At 65.0% G+C, this 19717-nt stretch carries 26 protein-coding genes; 10 read left to right on the top strand and 16 right to left on the bottom strand.

Features of this window, described 5'->3' with window-relative positions; all coding sequences use genetic code 11:
* Nucleotides 1–2: 2 nt before the first annotated feature.
* The 5 genes from AC56PL_RS09735 (at nt 3) to AC56PL_RS09715 (ending at nt 2814) form a co-directional block, all read left to right on the top strand.
* Nucleotides 3–863, top strand: a complete 861-nt coding sequence (locus AC56PL_RS09735; RefSeq protein ID WP_497154283.1) for a pseudouridine synthase — start codon at nt 3–5, stop codon at nt 861–863.
* Nucleotides 864–874: 11 nt separating this feature from the next.
* Nucleotides 875–1222 carry a hypothetical protein gene (locus AC56PL_RS09730; RefSeq protein WP_495513506.1) on the top strand — a complete coding sequence of 116 codons (348 nt, stop codon included), beginning with the start codon at nt 875–877 and terminating at the stop codon, nt 1220–1222.
* An 81-nt stretch (nt 1223–1303) separates the two neighbouring features.
* Nucleotides 1304–1624 (top strand): YbaB/EbfC family nucleoid-associated protein, encoded by a 321-nt coding sequence (locus AC56PL_RS09725; RefSeq protein ID WP_482137332.1) that lies wholly within the window; start codon nt 1304–1306, stop codon nt 1622–1624.
* Between the two features lie 6 nt (nt 1625–1630).
* On the top strand, nt 1631–2242 hold the full coding sequence (gene recR, locus AC56PL_RS09720) for a recombination mediator RecR (protein WP_482137001.1): 612 nt from the start codon (nt 1631–1633) through the stop codon (nt 2240–2242).
* Between the two features lie 8 nt (nt 2243–2250).
* Nucleotides 2251–2814, top strand: a complete 564-nt coding sequence (locus tag AC56PL_RS09715) for a uridine kinase family protein (protein ID WP_495513505.1) — start codon at nt 2251–2253, stop codon at nt 2812–2814.
* Nucleotides 2815–2863: 49 nt separating this feature from the next.
* On the opposite strand, the gene AC56PL_RS09710 is transcribed toward AC56PL_RS09715, so the two are convergent.
* The 11 genes from AC56PL_RS09710 to AC56PL_RS09660 form a co-directional block, all read right to left on the bottom strand.
* Nucleotides 2864–4264 carry a hypothetical protein gene (locus tag AC56PL_RS09710; RefSeq protein ID WP_497153697.1) on the bottom strand — a complete coding sequence of 467 codons (1401 nt, stop codon included), beginning with the start codon at nt 4262–4264 and terminating at the stop codon, nt 2864–2866.
* Nucleotides 4265–4484: 220 nt separating this feature from the next.
* On the bottom strand, nt 4485–5129 hold the full coding sequence (locus AC56PL_RS09705; protein ID WP_497153696.1) for a phosphoribosyltransferase: 645 nt from the start codon (nt 5127–5129) through the stop codon (nt 4485–4487).
* Between the two features lie 55 nt (nt 5130–5184).
* Complete coding sequence (locus AC56PL_RS09700; protein ID WP_497153695.1) at nt 5185–5718, bottom strand: hypothetical protein; 534 nt, start codon at nt 5716–5718, stop codon at nt 5185–5187.
* Nucleotides 5718–6275 (bottom strand): hypothetical protein, encoded by a 558-nt coding sequence (locus AC56PL_RS09695; protein ID WP_497153694.1) that lies wholly within the window; start codon nt 6273–6275, stop codon nt 5718–5720. Before AC56PL_RS09695 ends, AC56PL_RS09700 begins: the two co-directional genes overlap by 1 nt.
* 5 nt (nt 6276–6280) lie before the next feature.
* Nucleotides 6281–7006 (bottom strand): type 1 glutamine amidotransferase, encoded by a 726-nt coding sequence (locus AC56PL_RS09690; protein ID WP_495513500.1) that lies wholly within the window; start codon nt 7004–7006, stop codon nt 6281–6283.
* Between the two features lies 1 nt (nt 7007).
* Nucleotides 7008–8282 carry a Mur ligase family protein gene (locus AC56PL_RS09685; protein ID WP_497154282.1) on the bottom strand — a complete coding sequence of 425 codons (1275 nt, stop codon included), beginning with the start codon at nt 8280–8282 and terminating at the stop codon, nt 7008–7010.
* Nucleotides 8283–8358: 76 nt separating this feature from the next.
* Nucleotides 8359–8679, bottom strand: a complete 321-nt coding sequence (locus AC56PL_RS09680) for a metal-sensing transcriptional repressor (RefSeq protein ID WP_495513499.1) — start codon at nt 8677–8679, stop codon at nt 8359–8361.
* A gap of 56 nt (nt 8680–8735) precedes the next feature.
* A complete protein-coding gene (locus tag AC56PL_RS09675) occupies nt 8736–9959 on the bottom strand; it encodes an Ig-like domain-containing protein (protein WP_495513498.1) in 1224 nt (407 codons plus the stop codon).
* 77 nt (nt 9960–10036) lie between these two features.
* Nucleotides 10037–10693, bottom strand: a complete 657-nt coding sequence (locus AC56PL_RS09670; RefSeq protein ID WP_497153693.1) for a DUF305 domain-containing protein — start codon at nt 10691–10693, stop codon at nt 10037–10039.
* 102 nt (nt 10694–10795) lie between these two features.
* The gene (locus AC56PL_RS09665) at nt 10796–11242 is read right to left on the bottom strand and encodes a DUF6153 family protein (protein WP_497153692.1); all 447 of its coding nucleotides are present in this window, start codon (nt 11240–11242) and stop codon (nt 10796–10798) included.
* 189 nt (nt 11243–11431) lie between these two features.
* Complete coding sequence (locus AC56PL_RS09660; RefSeq protein WP_495513495.1) at nt 11432–12079, bottom strand: TetR family transcriptional regulator; 648 nt, start codon at nt 12077–12079, stop codon at nt 11432–11434.
* Between the two features lie 44 nt (nt 12080–12123).
* On the opposite strand from AC56PL_RS09660, the gene AC56PL_RS09655 reads away from it, so the two are divergent.
* The 3 genes from AC56PL_RS09655 to AC56PL_RS09645 are packed head-to-tail and all read left to right on the top strand — an operon-like array spanning nt 12124 to nt 14435.
* Nucleotides 12124–12762: an oxygenase MpaB family protein gene (locus AC56PL_RS09655; RefSeq protein ID WP_497153691.1), complete on the top strand. Its 639-nt coding sequence runs from the start codon at nt 12124–12126 to the stop codon at nt 12760–12762.
* A gap of 9 nt (nt 12763–12771) precedes the next feature.
* Entirely contained in the window at nt 12772–13653 is an 882-nt protein-coding gene (locus AC56PL_RS09650; RefSeq protein ID WP_495513493.1) for an alpha/beta fold hydrolase, read from the top strand.
* A gap of 59 nt (nt 13654–13712) precedes the next feature.
* The gene (locus AC56PL_RS09645) at nt 13713–14435 is read left to right on the top strand and encodes a lysophospholipid acyltransferase family protein (RefSeq protein WP_497153690.1); all 723 of its coding nucleotides are present in this window, start codon (nt 13713–13715) and stop codon (nt 14433–14435) included.
* Nucleotides 14436–14451: 16 nt separating this feature from the next.
* Here the strand turns inward: AC56PL_RS09645 and AC56PL_RS09640 are convergent, their stop codons facing one another.
* Nucleotides 14452–15309 (bottom strand): SDR family oxidoreductase, encoded by an 858-nt coding sequence (locus AC56PL_RS09640; protein WP_497153689.1) that lies wholly within the window; start codon nt 15307–15309, stop codon nt 14452–14454.
* 116 nt (nt 15310–15425) lie between these two features.
* On the opposite strand from AC56PL_RS09640, the gene AC56PL_RS09635 reads away from it, so the two are divergent.
* A complete protein-coding gene (locus AC56PL_RS09635) occupies nt 15426–16403 on the top strand; it encodes an NAD-dependent epimerase/dehydratase family protein (protein ID WP_495513490.1) in 978 nt (325 codons plus the stop codon).
* A 60-nt stretch (nt 16404–16463) separates the two neighbouring features.
* Here AC56PL_RS09635 and AC56PL_RS09630 read toward each other — a convergent pair whose 3' ends face one another.
* From AC56PL_RS09630 to AC56PL_RS09620, 3 genes are all read right to left on the bottom strand, one after another.
* The gene (locus AC56PL_RS09630; RefSeq protein ID WP_495513489.1) at nt 16464–17045 is read right to left on the bottom strand and encodes a TetR family transcriptional regulator; all 582 of its coding nucleotides are present in this window, start codon (nt 17043–17045) and stop codon (nt 16464–16466) included.
* Nucleotides 17046–17092: 47 nt separating this feature from the next.
* Nucleotides 17093–18022, bottom strand: coding sequence for an EamA family transporter (locus AC56PL_RS09625; protein ID WP_497153688.1), 930 nt, complete (start codon nt 18020–18022; stop codon nt 17093–17095).
* Nucleotides 18023–18099: 77 nt separating this feature from the next.
* Complete coding sequence (locus tag AC56PL_RS09620; RefSeq protein WP_495513487.1) at nt 18100–18720, bottom strand: methyltransferase domain-containing protein; 621 nt, start codon at nt 18718–18720, stop codon at nt 18100–18102.
* Nucleotides 18721–18819: 99 nt separating this feature from the next.
* On the opposite strand from AC56PL_RS09620, the gene AC56PL_RS09615 reads away from it, so the two are divergent.
* Nucleotides 18820–18993 (top strand): DUF1272 domain-containing protein, encoded by a 174-nt coding sequence (locus tag AC56PL_RS09615; protein ID WP_495513486.1) that lies wholly within the window; start codon nt 18820–18822, stop codon nt 18991–18993.
* A gap of 24 nt (nt 18994–19017) precedes the next feature.
* On the opposite strand, the gene AC56PL_RS09610 is transcribed toward AC56PL_RS09615, so the two are convergent.
* Entirely contained in the window at nt 19018–19632 is a 615-nt protein-coding gene (locus AC56PL_RS09610) for a TetR family transcriptional regulator (RefSeq protein ID WP_495513485.1), read from the bottom strand.
* Nucleotides 19633–19717 lie beyond the last annotated feature (85 nt).

The following is a 19717-nucleotide window of genomic DNA, read 5'->3' as shown; positions in this document are numbered from 1 at the left end:
GAGTGGTGCTGCGGCGCTCAGATGTCACCGTCGCCGAGGCCATGCTGGCGGCACCGGCCTGCGCCGGCCTCTCGGTGGTCGACCTGTCGGTGCGGGCCGCGCAGGGTGAGGTGCTCGACATCGCAGGCGATCGAGTCGATCTGACCGCGCCTGCCCAGGTGGGACGCCCGATCTATTTCTATCGCGACCTGCCGGACGAAACGCAGATCCCGTTCGAGATGCCGATCATCCACATCGACGACAACCTCGTGGTGGTCGACAAGCCGCACTTCTTGGCGACCATGCCGCGCGGCGCGCACGTGGTGCAGACCGCCCTGGTGCGGTTGCGCAGAGAGCTCGACAATCCGCAGATCAGCCCGGTGCACCGGCTGGATCGGCTCACCGCGGGTGTCCTGATGTTCAGTCTGCGACCGCAGGCCCGGGCGCCGTACCAGTTGTTGTTCGCCGATCGCCGGGTCGACAAGGAGTACCGCGCCCGGGCGCCTCTGGCCGACGGCCTCGAGCTGCCCGCGACCGTTCGGAACCGCATCTTGAAAGACTCCGGTGACCTGCGGGCCCGGGTGGTTCCCGGTGAGGTGAACGCGATCTCGCGCATCGAACTGACCGACACCGCCGGTGACCACGGTGTCTACCGTTTGCTCCCGCAGACCGGCCGCACCCATCAGTTACGGCTGCACATGTCCGGCCTCGGAATCCCGATCGACGGTGATCCGCTGTATCCCGAGGTCCGGCCGGATGTGGCGGCCGCACCCGATCACGGTGACTTCTCCAGCCCGTTGCAACTGCTGGCCTACGCTGTGGAGTTCGACGACCCACTGACCGGGCGGCGCCGTCGCTTCGAGAGCGTCCGCAACCTGCACTGAAGGGAGGGCCCATGGCCATTGTCGTTTCCTATGACCGCTACGAGGACCTCGCCTGTGAGGTTGTCGTCTTTCTCGACGACGAGTCCGGCGACTGCTTTCAGGTGCAGCGTGACCTGCCGCAGACACCGTCGAGTACCCCGGAATCTGCGATTTACCAGATCAGCACGGGTACCGGGCCTGCGGTGGAGCGGGGGATCGTGGCCTGGCAACGCGACGGTGACGAGTTCGAGTTCGCCCTCTCCCCGTTGGCGTCGCGGATGTTCGGGGGCAACGCGCGACTGCGATTCGAGGCGCAGCCCGCCGACGGCGATACCATCGATGACATCGCCGCTGCGCTGGAACGCATGACGCGCGGGTGAGTGCCCGTGGGCGCTGACGCAGCAGGTTCGACAACAGACGATCCAACGCAAGGACAAGATCAAGTGCAACCAGACAACCCGATGGCCGGACTCCTCCAACAGGCTCAGGAGATGCAGCAGCAACTGCTGGCCGCTCAGGCCGAGATCTCGGCGGCCGAGGTGACCGGCACCGCTGGTGGTGGCCTGGTGACCATCACCGGTAGCGGCACCGGTGAGGTGACCTCGGTGACGATCGATCCCAAGGTGGTCGACGCCGATGATGTGGAGACCCTGCAGGACCTGATCGTGGGAGCTCTCGCCGACCTTGCCGACAAGCGTGATGCGCTGACGCAGCAGAAGATGGGTCCGCTGGCCGGAGGCCTCGGCGGTCTCGGCGGCGGTTTCCCCGGCCTGGGCGGGTAACCACCGGTGTATGAAGGCCCGATCCAGGACTTGATCGACGAGCTGGCCAAGTTGCCGGGACTCGGTCCGAAGGGTGCTCAACGCATCGCCTTTCACCTGATGGCTGTTCCGGCAGGCGACATCGATCGGCTGACCGCGTCGCTGGTCCATGTCCGTGACGATGTGGTGTTCTGCGAGGTCTGCGGCAACGTGTCCGCGCAGGCGCGCTGCCGCATCTGCCGTGACGCGCGCCGCGATGCGAGCAAGATCTGCGTGGTCGAAGAACCCAAAGATGTGCAGGCGATCGAGCGGACGAAAGAATTCTCCGGTCGCTACCACGTACTCGGCGGCGCTCTCGATCCGCTGGGCGGTATCGGTCCAGATCAACTCAGGATTCGGGAATTGCTGCGCCGCTTGGGAAATCAGGAAGACGGCGTCGACGTCAGCGAGGTGATCGTGGCCACCGATCCGAATACGGAGGGCGAGGCCACCGCCACCTACTTGCAACGCATGCTCCGAGATTTCCCCGGGCTGTCGGTGACCAGGCTGGCCTCGGGCCTCCCGATGGGCGGCGACCTGGAGTTTGCCGACGAACTGACACTGGGCCGGGCACTGTCCGGTCGTCGTGTGCTGACCTAGGCGCCTGCATGGTCGACCAATCCTGGACGGATAGCCTTGCCCGGCAGCTGAAATCGGGCATCGTTGCGATCGACGGACCGTCGGGTGCCGGGAAATCCACGTTCGCCGACGCGCTGGTGGCCAGGCTCGAAGAGCTGCGCACCCGGGTCGTGCTGATCCGTACAGATGACTTCGCCACCTGGGACGACCCGGTGGGATGGTGGCCGGAGCTGGAAGAAGAAGTGCTGCGGTCGTATTGGCGCGGGCACGATTTTCGTTTTCACCCTCGGGTGTGGCGTGACGGCAAACCCGAGCTCGGTCCGCGGGTCTGGCTGCGGTGGGAGCCGTTGCTGATCATCGAGGGCGTGTCGAGTGCTCGGGTGCCGGTTCGCAGCCATCTCAAACGTGCGCTCTGGCTCGACGGTGGCACGGAAGAGCAGCGACTGGAACGTGGGGTCGCGCGTGACGGCGAGGCGCAGCGTGAAAACCTACGCCGCTGGCAGGATTTCGAGCGCGGCTGGTTTGCCGTCGACCGCACCCGCGACTATTGCGAGGTCGTTCCCGAGTGCGTGCTGGGGTCTGCGACGAGCTGAGCGGGGCTCAGGCGGCTGTCACGGCCGACGACCGGGAGCGGCCTGATCATCAGCTCGCCGGGGCTCCGGTGTTGTCCTCGGCCAGGCACACTGATCGAAGTACGTTGTGGTACACGATGAGTCCGTAGGTGTTCGGTGCGTTGATCAGACTGCCCGGGTTCGGTATCAGCTGCGTCAACTGCTCCGTGGTCAGCGTGGGAAGCAGTAGCTGCAACACCGAGGCCGTGGCCGGCTTGCTCTGGGTGTAGGCCAGGCTGAAGACGTGGGTGCTCAGCGCGTAGGCGTAATAGCCCGCGGTCATGGATTTGGTGACGGTGAGGTCCGATAGCGGGACGGTCTCGGACATATCTGCACCGCCGAGGTAGTTGCCCACCAGGCCGGTGATGGCCTGGGTCGGCGCACCGCCCACATAGGGGACGAGACCGAGTCCGAAGTCCATCAGTGTCTCGATGGTTCCGAAGTCCGCAGGATCTTCCGGGATGAGGTTGTGCGGCACCTGCGCCCGGCTCATGAAGTCCCGCAGCCGCGCGGTCTGGTCGGTAACCTGCGCTCCGGTCTTTGCATCGGTGGTGGCCTGCAGATAATGGGAGGTGCGGTCGACGATCCGGGACAGCGGCAGCGATCCCACCGAGGGGCAGGTCTTGTCTTCGGCGATCAGTACCTGTCCGGCGATGTCGGTGAGTATCTGTGGCACTCGATTCGGGAAGCGGAGGTCTTTCACGGGCTGACCGGCCCGGTCCTTCTGGTCCTGGGTGACCGAGACGATGCAGGCATCGAGGAGCGCGGCGCTCAACGCTTCTTTGACCACGTTGATCGCCATCGAACCAAGGCTCAGCGGCAGAGAGATCAACAGTCCGAGGCTGACGGGGCCGATAGGCATGATCGGCGGAATGGTCCCTGCCACCAGCGTCATCGGGATGATGACGGTGATGTAGAGGTAGAGGTACACGGTCTCGACGGCCTGCGACAAGGTCATGTTCTCGAGGGTGATCGCTTCGTACTCGGTGCCGTTCCGGATGTTCATCAGCTGCGTCAGGATGTACTGCGACAGCGGGTCCCGGTATTGGAGACTCGGGGAATCCTCGGACGCACCGAGCCCGACCGGGTGGTTCGAGATCGCCAGCGACGACACGCGCAGGCCGTCCATGTCACGGTGGGCGTCGGCCTTGATCGAGGCGGCGTCCCGCTTCACCTGCTCGGGCATCTGGGGTAGTAGCGAGTCGAAGACGGCATCGTAGATGCCGCCGAGGGTCGCAAAATTCGAGCCGACACACTCTGTCGGGGCGGCGCTCGGAGGGGACGTCGACGGTTGCACCGGCGCGGCGGCCGCCGAACCCACCTGGCCGATCACACCGCTGCTGCCGAAGGTCACGAGCGTCAAACTCAGGACCAACGTCGCGACGCCGGCGTGGAGAAGACGTCGCAACGGCTTGTGTGGCCGAGCTGACAAGACGGTCCCCGATCTGTTGACGCCCGCACAAGCGCGCACGCGGCATAAGCGTTGAATTCATCACTGGATGCAAAGCCAGCATAAGAATCGCACAGCCTGGCGAAAGTGTGGAGTGGCGCACCGAAATTCACGATGCGCAACCATGATTCGGTGAACTCTAGATTTGTGTTCGACATCCATACCCCGCATCGACGCCCGGTTCCGGGTTGTAGCGGGTCTGTCAGGCAGTTGGACGGGCCAACAGCTTGCATACGGTGGCGTCGGAGACCTGCTCGAAACGTTGGTACCACTGGCCAACGGCCCGGAAATCGGCGGGCGTGCTCACGCAGACGAGGTCGTCGACCAGCGGTGTGATCTCGGAGATGGCCGACTGCGGTGCGACACCCACAGCGACGATCACTCGTGCGGGCTCCAGCAACCGGGCGGCCTCGATCGCGGCCCGCATGCTTGCTCCGGTGGCGAGTCCGTCGTCGACCAGGATGGCGATCCGGCCGGCCATGGCGATCGGAGGCCGGCCGGCGCGGTACTTCTGCTCACGTCTGGCGAGCTCGTGGGTCTCGGCATCGACGATGTCGCGAAGTTGCTGGTCGGTGACGCCGAAATCGGAGACCACGCGTCGGCTGATGGCCGGAGTACCGCCGAAGGCCACCGCGCCCAACGCCAACTCCGGATTGCTGGGGACACCGAGCTTGCGGATGATGCAGGCGTCGAGGGATGCGTGCAGTGCAGCGGCGACCTCCCACGCGACCGGCACCCCACCGCGGGCGAGGCCGAAGACGGTGACCGCGGGATTGTCGACAAGACCGGCATCGCGGGCGATCAGCGCTGTGGCCAGCATCTGACCGGCCTCGCTGCGATCTCGCAACGTATGACCCCGGTCGCTCCATGGTTGTCGCGTGACCGGTCACCTCCGCCGGCTATTACAGGAACTGTGCCTTCGTGATGCAAGTCTTTCCATTCTGCACGATCACCTCGTACACGATGCGGGATTGGTTCACGGCGTCACCGGATTGCCAGGACGCTGCGACCAGAACCTGCGCCGACGGCGAGCTCGGGATGTGAGGTGTTACAGCGAGTGCTTCGAATGTGACTGTGCTGGTGCGGTTCTGGTTCTTCAGCTCGTCGGTGAACGAGATCAGATTGGGTAGCGCCGAATCTGCGAACTCGCCGCAGGTGTTGTCCTTGAACGTTGCGATTTGGGTGTCACTGGTCGCCGGGCTGATCTCGAACATGCTGCGGGTGACCGTCTCGGCGATGTCGCGGGCCTGCTGATCGTCGATCACCGGGACGGGTGGGGCGGGCGGTGCGGCATCGGAGTCGTCGTTCGGCGCGGTCAGGGTGGCCAGCGCAATGGTCAGGGCCACGACGGCAACGACGACCACCGCCAGGATGATCGCGGTGCGGATGTGATGGCCGGAACGCTCGGGGCGCTGGGGTGTGGGCGATTCGGTCATCACAGCACCTCCATCGCGCTGATACATGCCGGGACGGCAGTGCGGTCCACGGTGAACTCGATGGCCGTGGTGGCAAGCGCGGCCGGGGTGTTGTTCTCGGTGGTGTCGAGGATGAAGAAGGCGAGCACCGTGGCGGAGTTCTCATCCTGCTCGACGATCCCGTAATGGGCATTGGAGGTCACCACACTGCGATTGGTGTCGGCGACGATGCGGGGCAACGTCTTTGCGGTCTCGTTCCACTGCTCGAGGGCATCTCCGCAGAGTGATGCCTGTGCTGATTTCACCGTCGCGTTGATGGTGTCCGGTGTGAAGTTGTAGAGCGATTCGGTGGTTGCCCGGACGGTGCCGACTGCTGAGGTCTGGGGCGCGGCCTCGGTCGTGGTGGGCGGCGCCGAGGCGGCATCGTCATTGCCGGTCACCGACCAGGTGATCGCCCAGGTGGCGGTCACGACCACGGCGAGAACGACAAGTCCCAGCGCGAACACCAGCGGGGCCTTTGTGGGGACACGGTTCTGAGGTGTCGTGCCACCCCGTTGTGGCGCAGTCGATTTCGGCATCGGTGTCAGCCTCGGCGGCCGGCGGCCAGACGCTCACGGCGCAGACGCTCGACCTCGGGTAGGTCCAGGGGCGCGAGCTTGTCCACGCCGAGCGCCCGGGACAGCAGCAGGTCGGCGAGTTCCGGATTGCGGGCCAACGCCGGACCGTGCAGATAGGTACTGATCACCGAACCCTGTACGGCGCCTTCGATTCTTTCGCCGCCGCCGTTGCCGACGCCGTGCTTGACGCGGGCCAGCGGTCGGGCGTCGGGGCCGAGGGTGGTGCCGCCGCGGTGGTTCTCGAACCCGGTCAGAGGGGCGGTCAAGCCGGACTCCGGGAGCGGATCGGTGATGAGTTCGCCGATGCTGCGGGTCTTTTGCGGTGTGGTGGTCAGGTCGAGCATCGAGATACCGTCCACCCGTTCACCGGCCGACGTCTCGTACCAGTGTCCCAGCACCTGGATGGCCGCACAGATCGCCAGTACCGGCCGTCCGGCTTCGGCGGCTCGTTGCAGCCCTGGGTATTTCGTCAGATGTCGGGTCGCCAGGCGCTGTGCGTAGTCCTCGGCACCGCCGAGGGTGTAGACGTCGAGGGACTCGGGCACCGGGTCGGCGAGCGTGATCTGGATGACCTCGGCGTCGATGCCGCGCATCCGGGCGCGCTGCCGCAGGATCAGGGCGTTGCCGCCGTCGCCGTAGGTGCCCATCACGTCGGGCAATACCAGGCCGATACGCAAGGTCGATTCGCTCATGTCAGCGGATACCCTTCTCCGCGCGGTCCATTGCGATACCGAGGTCGCGGAATGCGGTGTAGTTGGCGAGCACTTCCACACGTCCCGGTGGGCAGGACGCGATCGCCGCCATCGGGTCGGCGATCGTGGTGTGTTCGGCGCCCGCGTAGAGAAGTCGCACACCGAGATCGGTGGCCCGTTCCCCGGCGGCAACCACCGCGATGTTCTCGAACTCCTCGAAACGCACATCCCAGAGCCAGCTCAGGTCCTCACCGTCGGGCACCTGGCCGTTGACCGCGATGACCAGTCCCTCGGCGTCGCGGTCGATCATCGACATGGCCTCCTGCCAGCCGGCGGGGTTCTTGGCCAGCAGCACGCGCACGCGATGCGGTCCGATCTGGTGCACGCCATACCGGCCTGCCACCTCGCCGACCGTGCCCGCCGCTGCGGTCGCCGCTGCGGGGTCGGCGCCCATCGCCGTGGCCGCGGCGATCGCCTGTGTGGCGTTTCCGCGGTTCGCCTTGCCGGGCACGGCGAGTTCCATCGGGTGAGAGAAGCCGTTGGGTCCGTACACGTGGGTCTCGTCGAACCACCAATCAGGTTGGGGCCGTGCGAAATCGATGCCGGGGGAGTACCAGTGGTCGCCTTCGCGGACGATCGGCTCTCCGGAGCGCGGGCAGCTGACCGAGTCATTGGCCCAGCCCGCACCCGCGGCGACCCACACCACATTCGGGGCGTCGTAGGCGGCGGACGAGACGAGCACGTCGTCGCAGTTGGCGATGACGGTGGCCTGCGGATGCCGGGCGATGCCCTCGCGCAGACGGCGTTCGATCATGTTGATCTCGCCGACGCGGTCGAGCTGATCCCGGGAGAGGTTCAGCAGGACGATCGCCTCGGGTTCGACGGCGTCGCTGACGTGGGGGACGTGCAGTTCGTCGACCTCGAGGGCGGCGAGCTTCGCATTCGGGTGCAGCGAGAGCGCTGCCACGATGCCGGCGTCCATGTTGGCGCCGTCGGCCTGCGATGCGACCTCCCCGAGTGACGCGAGCGCTGCGGCGGTCATCCGGGTGGTTGTGGACTTGCCGTTGGTCCCGGTGATGATCACGGTGCGCTTGCCGCGACCCAACTCGCCGAGCAGGTCCGGATCGATCTTGAGGGCCACCAGGCCACCGATCATGGAGCCTTTGCCGCGGCCGGTCTTCTGCGAGGCCCAGCGGGCGGCTGCCGCGGCGCGCAGGGCCAGCTTGGCGCGTGGGCGGAGCCGGGTGGAAGGGCGTGGGCGGTCGTCGTCGAGCATGGCAGCGAGTTTGTCACAGGTCCCGGTGTGACCCGTGTCGAGAGTGGTCACGGCCGGGTGGGGCACCCCGAAGAGATCAGGATCGAACCAGCCGGGCGATGGCGGCGGATGCTTCGGCGAGTTTGCGTTCGGCTTCCTCTCCGCCGGTCTTGGCGGCATCGACCACACAGTGCCGCAGGTGGTCATCGAGCAAACCAAGGGCGACGCTTTCGACCGCCTTGGTCAAGGCGGAGATCTGGGTGAGGATGTCGATGCAGTACTGCTCTTCGTCGACCATGCGGTGGATACCCCGGGCCTGACCCTCGATGCGCTTGAGACGGGCGAGGTACTTCTTCTTGTCGTTGATGTAACCGTGTGGGGCCGAGTGGTCGGCGTCGGTGGTCGGGATGGCAGTCATGGTGAGGATCCTAGGGTTCGCGGGCGTTGGGAGTGCGGGTGCGCAAGGCCGGTGGATCAGGCCAGTGCGCTGCCGGCAACCCATTGATCCCACGGCACGCTCCAGTCGCCGTTCTGCCACAGCTCCAGCGGTGGCCCGCCGGTGTTGCGCACCTCGACGATGTCACCGGGTACCGAGAAGTCGTAGAACCATTTGGCGTTGTCGGGGTTGAGGTTGAGGCAACCGGACGACACGTTGGTGTTGCCCTGCTGCGCGATGGTGTCGGCGAGCTCGTGCAGGTAGATGCCGTCGTTGCTGATCCGCGTGGCGTTGTAGATGGTTTCGCGGTAGCCGAGGCGGGAGTTGACCGGCAGGCCGTAGGTCGACGAGTCCATGATGACCGGGCTGGCCTTGTCCAGCACCGTATAGGTGCCCGATTGGGTCCAGAAGTGGATGGTCTGGCCGTTGACCGTTTCGGTACCGCCGCGGCCCATCGAGGTCGGCATGGTGCGTACCAGCTCACCGTTGTTGTAGACGCTGACCTGCTTGGTGGTGTCGTCGGCGATCGATACGTGAGCGTCCCCGATGGTGAACGAGGTGCTCACGTCTTCCTGACCGAACAGGTTGTCCCCGAGCTGGATTCCGTAGACATCCGCGCTGACGGTGACGGTGGTCCCCGGGGTGTAGTACTCCTGTGGTCGCCAGTGTGCGTTCTGGTCGTCGACCCAGTTCCAGGAGCCGGTGACCGGCGGGTCGGTGCGCACTGACAGCGTGCGCTGCGCGGCAGCGAGGTCGGTGATGGGTTCGTCGAAATGCGCGACGATCACCGTGCCCACGCCGTAGGTGGCGCCGTCGGCGAGCAGATTGCCGCCGGTGGTCACGAACGTCGGTTTGGTCTGGTTGCCCGGCGTGATCGTCGCGAACGAGGCGGTCTCTTCGGTGCGCTGACCGTCGTTGATCGCGCTGGCCACGATGGTGTAGTCGCGGCTGTATCCCAGTGACTCAGCGGGTTTCCAGGCAACCCGGTCGGGAGTGAAGATGCCGTCGATGACGGTCCCGTCCTCGTTGGTCATGACCACCGACTCCAAGGTGCCAAGTGAGGACTCCACCGTGACGGGGTCGGTGGGGTTGAACGAGACTTCGCCGTCACCGGGAGTGAAGGTGATGACGGGAGCGGCGGCTGCCGCTTCGGAAGACGGCCCGCCGGTTGATTCAGAGGGCGAGGTGGATGAGGAGCAGGCCGCGAGCATCACAACGATGAGCGGCAGCAACAACACCCGCAGTAGGGAGCGGATATGCATGAGACCTCCAGATAACAGGAAGGGCGGCACGCCAGAGTTCACGGAACGCGGCGTGGGGGGATGGAAGTGCTGTTTGTTCAGGGCTGTGTCTGCATCGCCTTCATGGTGTCGATCTCGGCTCGCTGGGTTGCCACGATGGTGTTCGCCATCTGGTCGACCTCTGGGCTGAGTCCGTCGGCGATCACGGTGTCGGCCATTTCGATCGCACCGATGTGGTGCTCGATCATCATCGACAGCCAGGTCTGTTCGAAATCGGCACCGTTTTTGGCGGCCAGGTCGGTCATGTCCTGATCGGTCATCAGTCCACTCATCCCGCCGGCGCCGTGGTCCATGTCGGTGCTGGGGGCCGGCTGACCCCACTGCGCCAGCCATTGCTGTAGCTGCGTCATTTCCGGTCCCTGCGCATTCTCGATGGCCGTGGCCAGCTCGATCAGCTGCGTGTTGGTGCTGCGGCCGTCGACGAGCCCGGCCATCTCCACAGCCTGCGCGTGATGCGGATACATCATCTGCGCGAACATGACGTCCGCTTGGTTGAACTGGGCCGTGTTCGCTGTTGACCCGGCGCTACCCGGAGCGTTGGACATCGACGATTGCGACATCGAATCCATGTCATGGTGATCGTCGTTGTTGTCGCCGCAGCCGGCCAGCACGAGTGCGGCAACACCGAGACCGGAAACGGCGAGTTTGATACGGGTGGAATGGTTTTTGGGCGGGATGGAATGGGTCAAAGACATCGGGGATCTCCTCAGGAAAATTGTTCACGAAATCGGATGGACTGATGCGTACCTGACGGCACGCCGAAGGACGGTCACCGCAGCAGGGCGGTGAGATGCCTATCAGATCCGCAGAATCGACAATTTCTCCAAAGTGGTTGTTGCCCAGGATGGTGCCCGGGAAGCATGCCTGCCGAACAGGCCGATGCCTGACTGGCGGGCACGTGCTCCGAAACGGTGTTTCAACAGTCGTCGAATGAGAAGCAACCCCGAGGCGATGGTGATGACAGCCATGCACATCGCCATCCCGGTATGTCCGGAGCAATTGGCGGTGCAGCTCTCCACAATCTGCGATATGCCCGACGCGGTCGGCGTCGAATGCTCGGTCATCGATCCGGCCGTCACCAGGTGTCCACCGGGGGGATGCACCATCGGTACCGAGTGCATCAGCAGCACACCGACGAGCACGGCGAACGCCGCACCGGCCATCATCAAGCCGCGGCTGTGATCGCGCCACCGGAAAGGTGCGGCGACGAGAGGTCGCGAGTCCGCGTCCACGGCCGTCGACATGCGCACCTCCCATTCTGCCGTACTTCCACGACCATTTTACCCCCCACGGGTATACCTCAATCGTGGATGAATTCCCACCATGAGCGTGATTTGTGACCCAGTCCATGCTGGTTCTGCTTGTGGCTCAGTTCATTGCATGAGTCATTCATGCAGAGCGGACCGATCCCTGCAGAGCCCCGGGAAGGGCGACTAATGCAGGGTTCCGGTCACCAGGGGTGCGATCGTGCGGCGTGCGATGTCGCGCGCGACGGCTTTGTCGTTGAGGTCGAAGCGACCGTCCGGTACCACGAGATACCCGAGGGTCAGCCGGACGATGGCGTCGGCCTGGATGGCGGGATCAGAGGGCGGGAGCAGGCAGTCTGCCTGCGCCATCGCGATGCGCGCGGCGATGAACTGTCGGCCCAACTCGATGGGCGAGGGGTCGCCGCTGGACAGGATCGCCAGGACCTCGCCACCGTGTCCCGGTTTCGGGTTGTCGCCGAGGAACCGCTTGCGCATCTGTAGGCAGGCCACGAAGGCCTCCACGATGCGCTCGGTGGGATCGGTGACCCGCAGGAAGGTGGCGGTGATCTCGGTGAGGAAAGTGCGGAGCAGCTGTGCGATCGCTGCCTCGAACACCGCGTCCTTGCTTCCGAAACGCCGGAACAGGGTCGCGCGGCTGACGCCGGACCGCGCCGCCACGTCGTCCATCGTCGCCGCCTGTGTCCCGAGCTCGGCGAGAACGCTCAAGGCGGCGTCGAACACGTCGCCATCAGCGGAATCGGCGGGTTTGTCGGATATGGCCGCGATGGCGGCTCGTTCGAACAATCGGGGCAGGGGTGCGCCGGGACGTGGCATCGGAGCAGTATCGCACTTGAGACTTATCTGTTAGTAATAGACTCATGTCCGAGCCGGCGAGTGAGATACAGGTACCCGAACAGGCAATCGATGGGTCCGCTCCGCTGGGGTCCGATTCGGTCGCCTGGACCGTATTCGGGGACCTGACATTCGTCTTCGGCGCGCCCCGCCGTCTGTTGATCGACGTGGCACATCCGGTTGTCGCCGCGGGGGTGCGCGAGTTCTCTGTATTCGAATCAGATCCGTACGGCCGTGCCGAGCGCACTCTCGACATGATCATGGGCGTTGTCTACGGGCGCGAGGAGTCGTTGGCGACGGCTCGCCGGCTGCGCGATCTACATCAGAACTTCAAGGGCACAAACTCGGACGGGTCGCGGTGGAGTGCGCTGAACCCGGAGGCCTTCCACTGGGTGCACGCCAGTCTGGTCCACGGTGTCTACACCCAGCAGAAAGTGCTCGGGCGAGGCTGGTGGCCTGGTGAGGTCGAGCAGTTCTATCTCGAAATGCGACAGGTCGGGCGTCTCTACGGCATACGCGATCAGGACATGCCGGAGGATTGGGCGGGGTTCTGTCGCTGGTTTGACCAGATGACCGCAACGCGACTCCCTCGGCTGGTCCGACTCGTTCCGCAGGCCCGCCAGGCGATCCGGCAGGCCGAGCGCGATCTCGCCCGGAATTCCTGAGGCGTGAGCGTGGAGGTTCTTGATGTCCGTAGCGCCGACGGCACCCGGCTGCACACCGAGATCTACGGCCCGTCGGATGCGCCGATCATCGTGCTGACACATGGGATCGCGTGCGCAATAGGATTCTGGCGCAACCAGATAGAGGAACTCAGTTCCGACTTCCGGGTAGTCGCGTTCGACCATCGCGGTCACGGGAAGAGTGAGGCGCCGCGTTCGGGCAGCTACAGCCTCGATCATCTCGCCGACGATCTGCACGCCGTGCTCACCGCGACCGTTCCGGTCGGTCGCCGAGCGGTGATTGCTGGGCATTCGATGGGTGGAATCGCGGTGATGGCGTGGGCCGAAAGGTACCCCGACGACGTTCCGGCCCGAGCTCAGGCTGTTGCGCTGGTGAACACGACCTCGGGTGAGATCTTGGACAACGTGCGGTTCCTGCGGGGCCCGGCGCGGCTGATCAAGATTCGTCGACAGCTCGCGGCCGCGGTCGTACCCCTGGCCCGGCTGCCCATGCCGCGGCGAATACCGTTGCGGCGCAAGTTGTTGGCGCATGTGTCGGTCGGGATCGGTGCCGATGTGGCGATCGGTGTCGAAGTTGATGGGATGTTCGGATCCACCTCGGCTCGCGGGCGTGGTGGATACGGTGCGCTGTTGGTGGGCATGGTCGACCATGTTGATGCCGGTGCCGTGAACGTGCCGACGCTGGTCATCGCCAGCCGCGGCGACAAGATCGCGCCCATCGAACGGTCGCGTCTGATCGCCTCCCGGCTTCCGCAACTGATCGAACTCGTCGAACTCGCCGGCGGCCACTGCGGACCGCTCGAATACCCGGACGCGGTCACCGAAGCGCTGCGCGGATTGGCCCTGAGGGCGTCGCGTCCCCGGGCTGGGTGAGAACTGACGGTTGACGAACCTCAACCTACGGTCACGTAACTTACGGTACCGTAGGTTCGGTGAACATCGATATCGCAGAGGCCGACCAGGTGTATGCCCACTATCTGGACCATCAGCAGGATCGCCGCAACGCGTTGATGAAATACGGCTTCCTTGCGCTGAAGTACCGTCCACGGGTTCGCTTCGATGAAGCCGGTGCGAAGGCAACGCTGACCGGGCTGATCGAGTCCGGCGTGCGGTTGGTGATCTCCGTCAATCACATCAGCGAGCTTGATCCGTACACGGTTGCGGCAGCGGCATTTCGGTCTCCGTTGCGTTCGCTGATCGGCCGCACGCGCATCCTGGCCAAGGATGAGTTGTTCGTCGACGAGGAACTCCGTCGGAAGATCGATTCCATGGGAGGCATTCCGGTGTTCCGGGCGAAGAACCATGGAACCCGGGTCGCAGCCGAGGCGGGCCTGAAGATGATCGACACCTGCGTCGAGCGGATGTCCCGTGGGGACAGCATTGCGGTGTTTCCGGAGGGCACGTGCAATCTCGACGACCCCGCCACGGTGGCGCCGATCGGTAGCGGAGTCGCCCACATCGCGGTACGGGCAAGAAATGCCGGTTGCCGAGTCGCCCTGGTCAACATGGGACTGTCCTATCAGGGGGCAGGAAACCGAAAGCCTCTGGTGGTCATGGGAACTCCCACGGAGTTGGAACCGAAAGCGCGTCCCGCCGCCGTCGCGCGGCAGATCCGACTCGATCTGCAACGCGTCGTCAACCTCGCAAACGCCTGACTCACTGCGCAGGCGTCTACTTCCTACGGCGCCCGAATGTCTGGAAGCGGTAGAGGTAGGGGGCGATGCGGTAGAGGGGGACCGCGCGTGGCCACTCGTTGGTCCGGAAGTATGCGTCGGTGCCGCCATCGACGAATATGACGCTGCCGCACAGGAAGTCGGCGGCGTCCGACAGCATGAAGATCACCCAGTCGGCGAGCTTGCCGGGATCGCCGAATCCGCCGACGGGGACAGGGAACTTCTTGACCGCCTTGGATTCCGTGGGCGAGGCGAGCTGCGCTTCGAGTAGGGGTGTCATGATCGCGCCCGGCGCCAGCGCGTTGAGTCGGATGCCCGCGCCTGCCCATTGTGGTGAGACCGCCTGTTGTCGCACCCAGCGGCTCACCGCGATCTTCGATGCGGCATAGGCCATCACCGAGGCGGCCTTGCCGAACATCCGAACCGATCGCACGGCCTTGTCGCTGTCACCGGCCAGGAACGCTCTGATGGCGCGACGCGGTACCGCCGGCACCGTAGTTGTGGAATTGCTCGAGAAGACAACCACTTTCGCGGCGTCAGTGGTCGCCAGTGCCTCTCGCCAGCCCTGCAATAAGTCCACAACACCGAAGTAGTTGACCTCGGCGATCAAGCGCGGGCGGTCTTTGCCCGGGCCGGGGCCGAGCCCGGCGGCGAGCACCGCACCGTTGAGTTCGCCCTCCGACCTCGCGAGAACCTCCTTGACGGCGCTCTGGCGACCAGCGGCCGTCGACAGATCGGCGATCACGTCGGCGTCCTTGAGGTCGACCCCGATGACGGTGTGGCCGGCTTCGGCAAGCTTGGTGGCCACTTCGCGGCCCATTCCCGATGCGGCTCCGGTTACGGCATACACGCCCATGGCATTACTTCCTCGACGGTCGGGGGTTGGGATTCTCGCATTAGTGGTCCAGCGGAACAGTAATGTACGCGGTGTACGCCGTCGGGGAGGCTGTTCGGCGTGAAAGGAGTGGTTACATGCTGGTCGCTGTCACCGGGGGAACCGGCTACCTCGGGGCCCACCTGGTTCGTGCGGTCCTGGAAGCCGGGCATCAGGTCCGTCTGCTGGTCACGCCCGACGAGAAGATCGATGAGTTGCTCGCGGTCCTGACTGCAGCCGGGTCCGTCGAAACCCTGGTCGGTGACGTTCGTAGCGCCGATACGGTGGACGCGCTGTTGTCCGGGACGGACGCCGTCATCCATGCCGCCGGGGTGGTCGGGACGGATGACCGGCGCGCCGAGCTGATGTGGGAGGTCAACGCGTATGCCGCAGAGGCGGTGATGCGGTCGGCCGTCGAGCGGGGGCTCGATCCGGTGGTGCTGGTGAGCAGCTACGCGGTGCTGACCCCGACCACTGATCCGATCGTCACCCTCGACACCCCGACAGCGCAGGCGCGCAGTGCCTACGGCAAGAGCAAGGGATATGCCGAACGTGCGGCCCGGGTACTGCAGGAAAGCGGTGCTCCGGTGGTGGTCACCTATCCGAGCAGTGTGGTCGGGCCTGCGCTGCACACCGCTCCGGGTGTCACCGAGCAGGGCTGGGGCACCATCGTGCGTTCCCGCTGGGCACCGCGGGTGCGTGGCGGCATGCAGATGATCGATGTCCGAGATGTCGCCGATGTGCACGCAGGCATCATCGATGCCGGACCCGGACAGGGGCCGCGCCGCTACCTCTGTGGCGGCCAGATGCTGACGTTTGACGGCATGGTTGATGCGGTCGAGGTGGGGATGGGCCGTAAGGTCCGACGGATCCCGCTGCAGCCGAACATATTTCGCCGACTGGGCAAGATGGTCGATGCCATCGGTCGATGGATTCCGGTCAGCGGCGGCTTCAGTGGTGAAGCGGCCGAGTTCCTGACCGCTGCGGTCCCCACCGACGACACCGTCACGTTGAACGATCTCGGAATGAAGTGGCGTTCCCCGGCGGATGCGATTGTCGCCACCTTCCGTCCGTAACCCCGATGATGTGCGGTTCTGGCGAACAAACGCCCAGGTAACGCCCGCCAAAACAGCACATCATCGGGGTTTGAGGTCGGCGGCCAGGGTCAGCAGTCCGGTGATCCGCGTACGCAGCGCTGCGGTGTCATCTTGGGCGGCAATGGTTGTCGAGAAGAGTGCGGCACCGGCGGCCATGATCAATATGGCCCGGGCATCATCGCGGGCGGTTCGATCACCTTCGGTGAACAGGTCGATCGCCGGATCACTGAAATGGCGCCAGAGTGACGCCCGCAGGTCGGGGTCACTCTGCAATGCCACGAGCAACCCCGGCAAGGCCGCCTGCACCTCGTCCCGTGCGAACAACAGGTGGCTGCCTTCCACCACCCACGCGATCCAGCCGCTCTGATCGGTGCCGGTGAAGGGCGCGAGGTCGGGTGCCTGGCCGAGGATCGCATGCAACACCAACTCGGCCTTGGATGACCACCGCAGTTGGACGCTGGTGCGGCTCACCCCCGCTCGAGCGGCGACCTGGCGCAGACTCATTCGGTCCCAGCCGGACTCGAGGAGGAGTTCGAGACAGGCGGCAAAGACCCGATCGTCGATCGAGTCATCGCGTGGGCGGCCGACATGCTGTCCATCGTGTTCCGCCGACCCGGTCATGTCCCAGATTCAACCAGGCCGACCGGGATTCTTCGGTGAGCTTCGCGCTATGCGGGGATCGGGGTCTCGGCCGCCGGCCGGGTCTCGGTTGTCGACTCCGGTGCGCGTCGCGCGCTCAACCCCGCGAAGCAGCCGATGATTACGACGGCGGCACCGATGATTTCCCAGGGCCTCGGTGTTTCGTCGAGGAAGATCCAGGCGGCGGTGATGCCGACCACCGGGACCAGCAATGAAAACGGCGCAACTCGTGACGCCGGGTACCGCGACATCAGGTAGGTCCACAGACCCGAACCGACCGCGGTTCCGAGCACCACCACGTAGGCGAGACCAGCGACGGCGACGAGTCCGGTGTGCGAACCCACCGTGGTGATCGCGTCGAAACCGGCCTGCGGTCCCTCGACCGCCAGGCTGAGCGCGTACAGCGGAATCGGTGGGATGACGCACATCCACAGGGTCAGGTGCAGCGCGTTGTCCGGGCGGGCCAGGCGTGACCCGATGTTGCCGAACGCCCAGCCGAGGCCCCCCACCAGGGTCAGGAGTACGGGCAGCAGGGCTGCGCTGGCGCCGTGGGTGGTCCGGTCGACGCCGATGATCACCATGCCTGCGACCGCAACGCTGATGCCCAGCACCTGGCGCCGGCTCATTCGTTCGCCGAGCAGCAGTACGCAGAGCAACACGGTGAACGGTGCCGACGCCTGCAGGACCAGAGAGGCGAGTCCGGTGGGCATGCCCTGGTCCATCGCGAGGAACAGGAACGCGAACTGGACTGTGCCGAAACCGATTCCGTAGAGCAGCAGCCACCGCAACGGCACGTTGGGCCGCGGGACGAACAGGATCACCGGCACCGCCATCACACCAAAGCGCAGGGCCGCGAAGAACAGCGGTGGGAAGTGTTCGAGGCCGACGTGGATCGCGAGAAAGTTCAGTCCCCACAGCAGCACAACAGTCAGGCCCAGCATGCGGTCGCGAGTAGTCACCCGTCCATGTTTAGTGGGCGGAACAGTTCAGTTCAATCTAATTATTGTGGACTAATAATGTAGAAGGACTTCACTGTTCAGGCGATTCGCACTGCCCGGAGCACCGTGTCGTTGATATGGCCGGCCCCAGCCGACGACGGGTCGACGTGACGCGGTTGGGTTCGGTCGACAAGGATCTTCCAGTTGTCATCGAGGAATGCCGCGAACTCGTGGGAGGTGTAGTAGTCGAGCGGATTGAAATCCGCTTCGCCCGAATGTGCTTCCACGTGCTTCCTGGCGTGGTCCTCGGAGAAATCGTGGCTGACCACGAACAGTGTTCCGCCGGGGGCGACCGCGTCGACGAATCGGCGGGCGGCGTCATCGCCGGGCGTGCGAAGCAGTGGGAAGTAGTGCAACGACACCAGATCGAACGCGGATGATTCTGGCGGATTGCGCACCGGATCGGCATGGGTCCAGGTGATGGACGGGTGATCGTTCAGTTCTTTTGCCCGCGCGAGTGCGGCGGATGAGATGTCGACGGCGGTCACCGTCCAGCCGTGTTCGGCCAGCCACCGCGCGTCGGCGCCCTCTCCGCATCCGACGTCAAGTGCCGTGCCTGGTGTGAGGTCGGCGAGCTCGCCTTCGAGTGCGTGGTTCGGGTTGTTGCTCCAGACGCGATCGGTGGTGGTGTACCGGGCGTCCCAATAGGCTTCATCCATGGTTCCCAGTGTTCCTGATGGTGCAGATCGTGGCAAAGTATCTTGCCATTTCGGCAAATCCCGACCTCCCGACAAAACTGCTACGAGGTAGGCTCAGGAATGCTCGAGATGAAGAGTCAGTGTGAACTGTGTTCAGCAGCACTGGGTTTGGATGCAGCGGCGTGGATTTGCTCATTCGAATGCACGTACTGCGCGGACTGTCGCTCCCGCCTCGACGCCTGCCCCAACTGTGCCGGGGAGCTCTCCCCGCGTCCTCGGCGCGCCACCGGCTGACGCGGACTGCGGGTTGTCGGTTTGTCAGTTGGCCGGTCCCAACAGCGCAAAGCAGGCTCGCAATGCGGTGTCTTCGATGGTGGCGACGGGGCGGCCGTTCTCGACGGCGTTGGCAGTCAGCTCGTGGAGCCCGCCGAGCAGCATGATGGCCATCTCCGGGGTCACCGGATCGACTCCGGCGGCGCGCATCTGCGGGGTGTCGGTGAGCGCGATGATGGTGCGGACGAAGTCATTGATGGCTTGCTGCTGGATCGGCCGTGCGTCTTCTCCCAGTGCAGGCAACTCCCGGATCCAGCACAGGGTCATCGCCGGATGCGAATCCATCGACCGGATGTAGGCGCCGATGGCTTGCCGGATCTGATCGGTCCAATCGGCATCGGGATCGACCGAGGCCACGATGGCATCGATGTTCTGACTGTTGGTCACGTGCAGGAGCTCGACGAAGCAGCTCTCCTTCGACGTGAACTCCTGGTAGAAGGTGCGCCGCGACGTTTTTGCGTGGCGCACGATGTCGGCGACCGTGGTCGCGCGGTAACCGCGTTCGGTGATGGACTCGCCGAGGCCCTCGAGCAATCGGAGTCGGAACTCGCTGTTGCCTGCGGGGCTCGTCGGGGCCGGGGTTGCGGCGGGGTTCGGCACATCGCCACGATACGGCGCTCCGGACCCTTGCGACCTCTGGTACGTCGGCGTACCGTCTTTGTGAAACGTGACTCAGAACACTGGC

The organism is Williamsia sp. Y721 (assembly GCF_059683565.1).
Note: the sequence above shows the minus strand (reverse complement) of the source record. Positions and strands in the feature narration are given on the sequence as shown.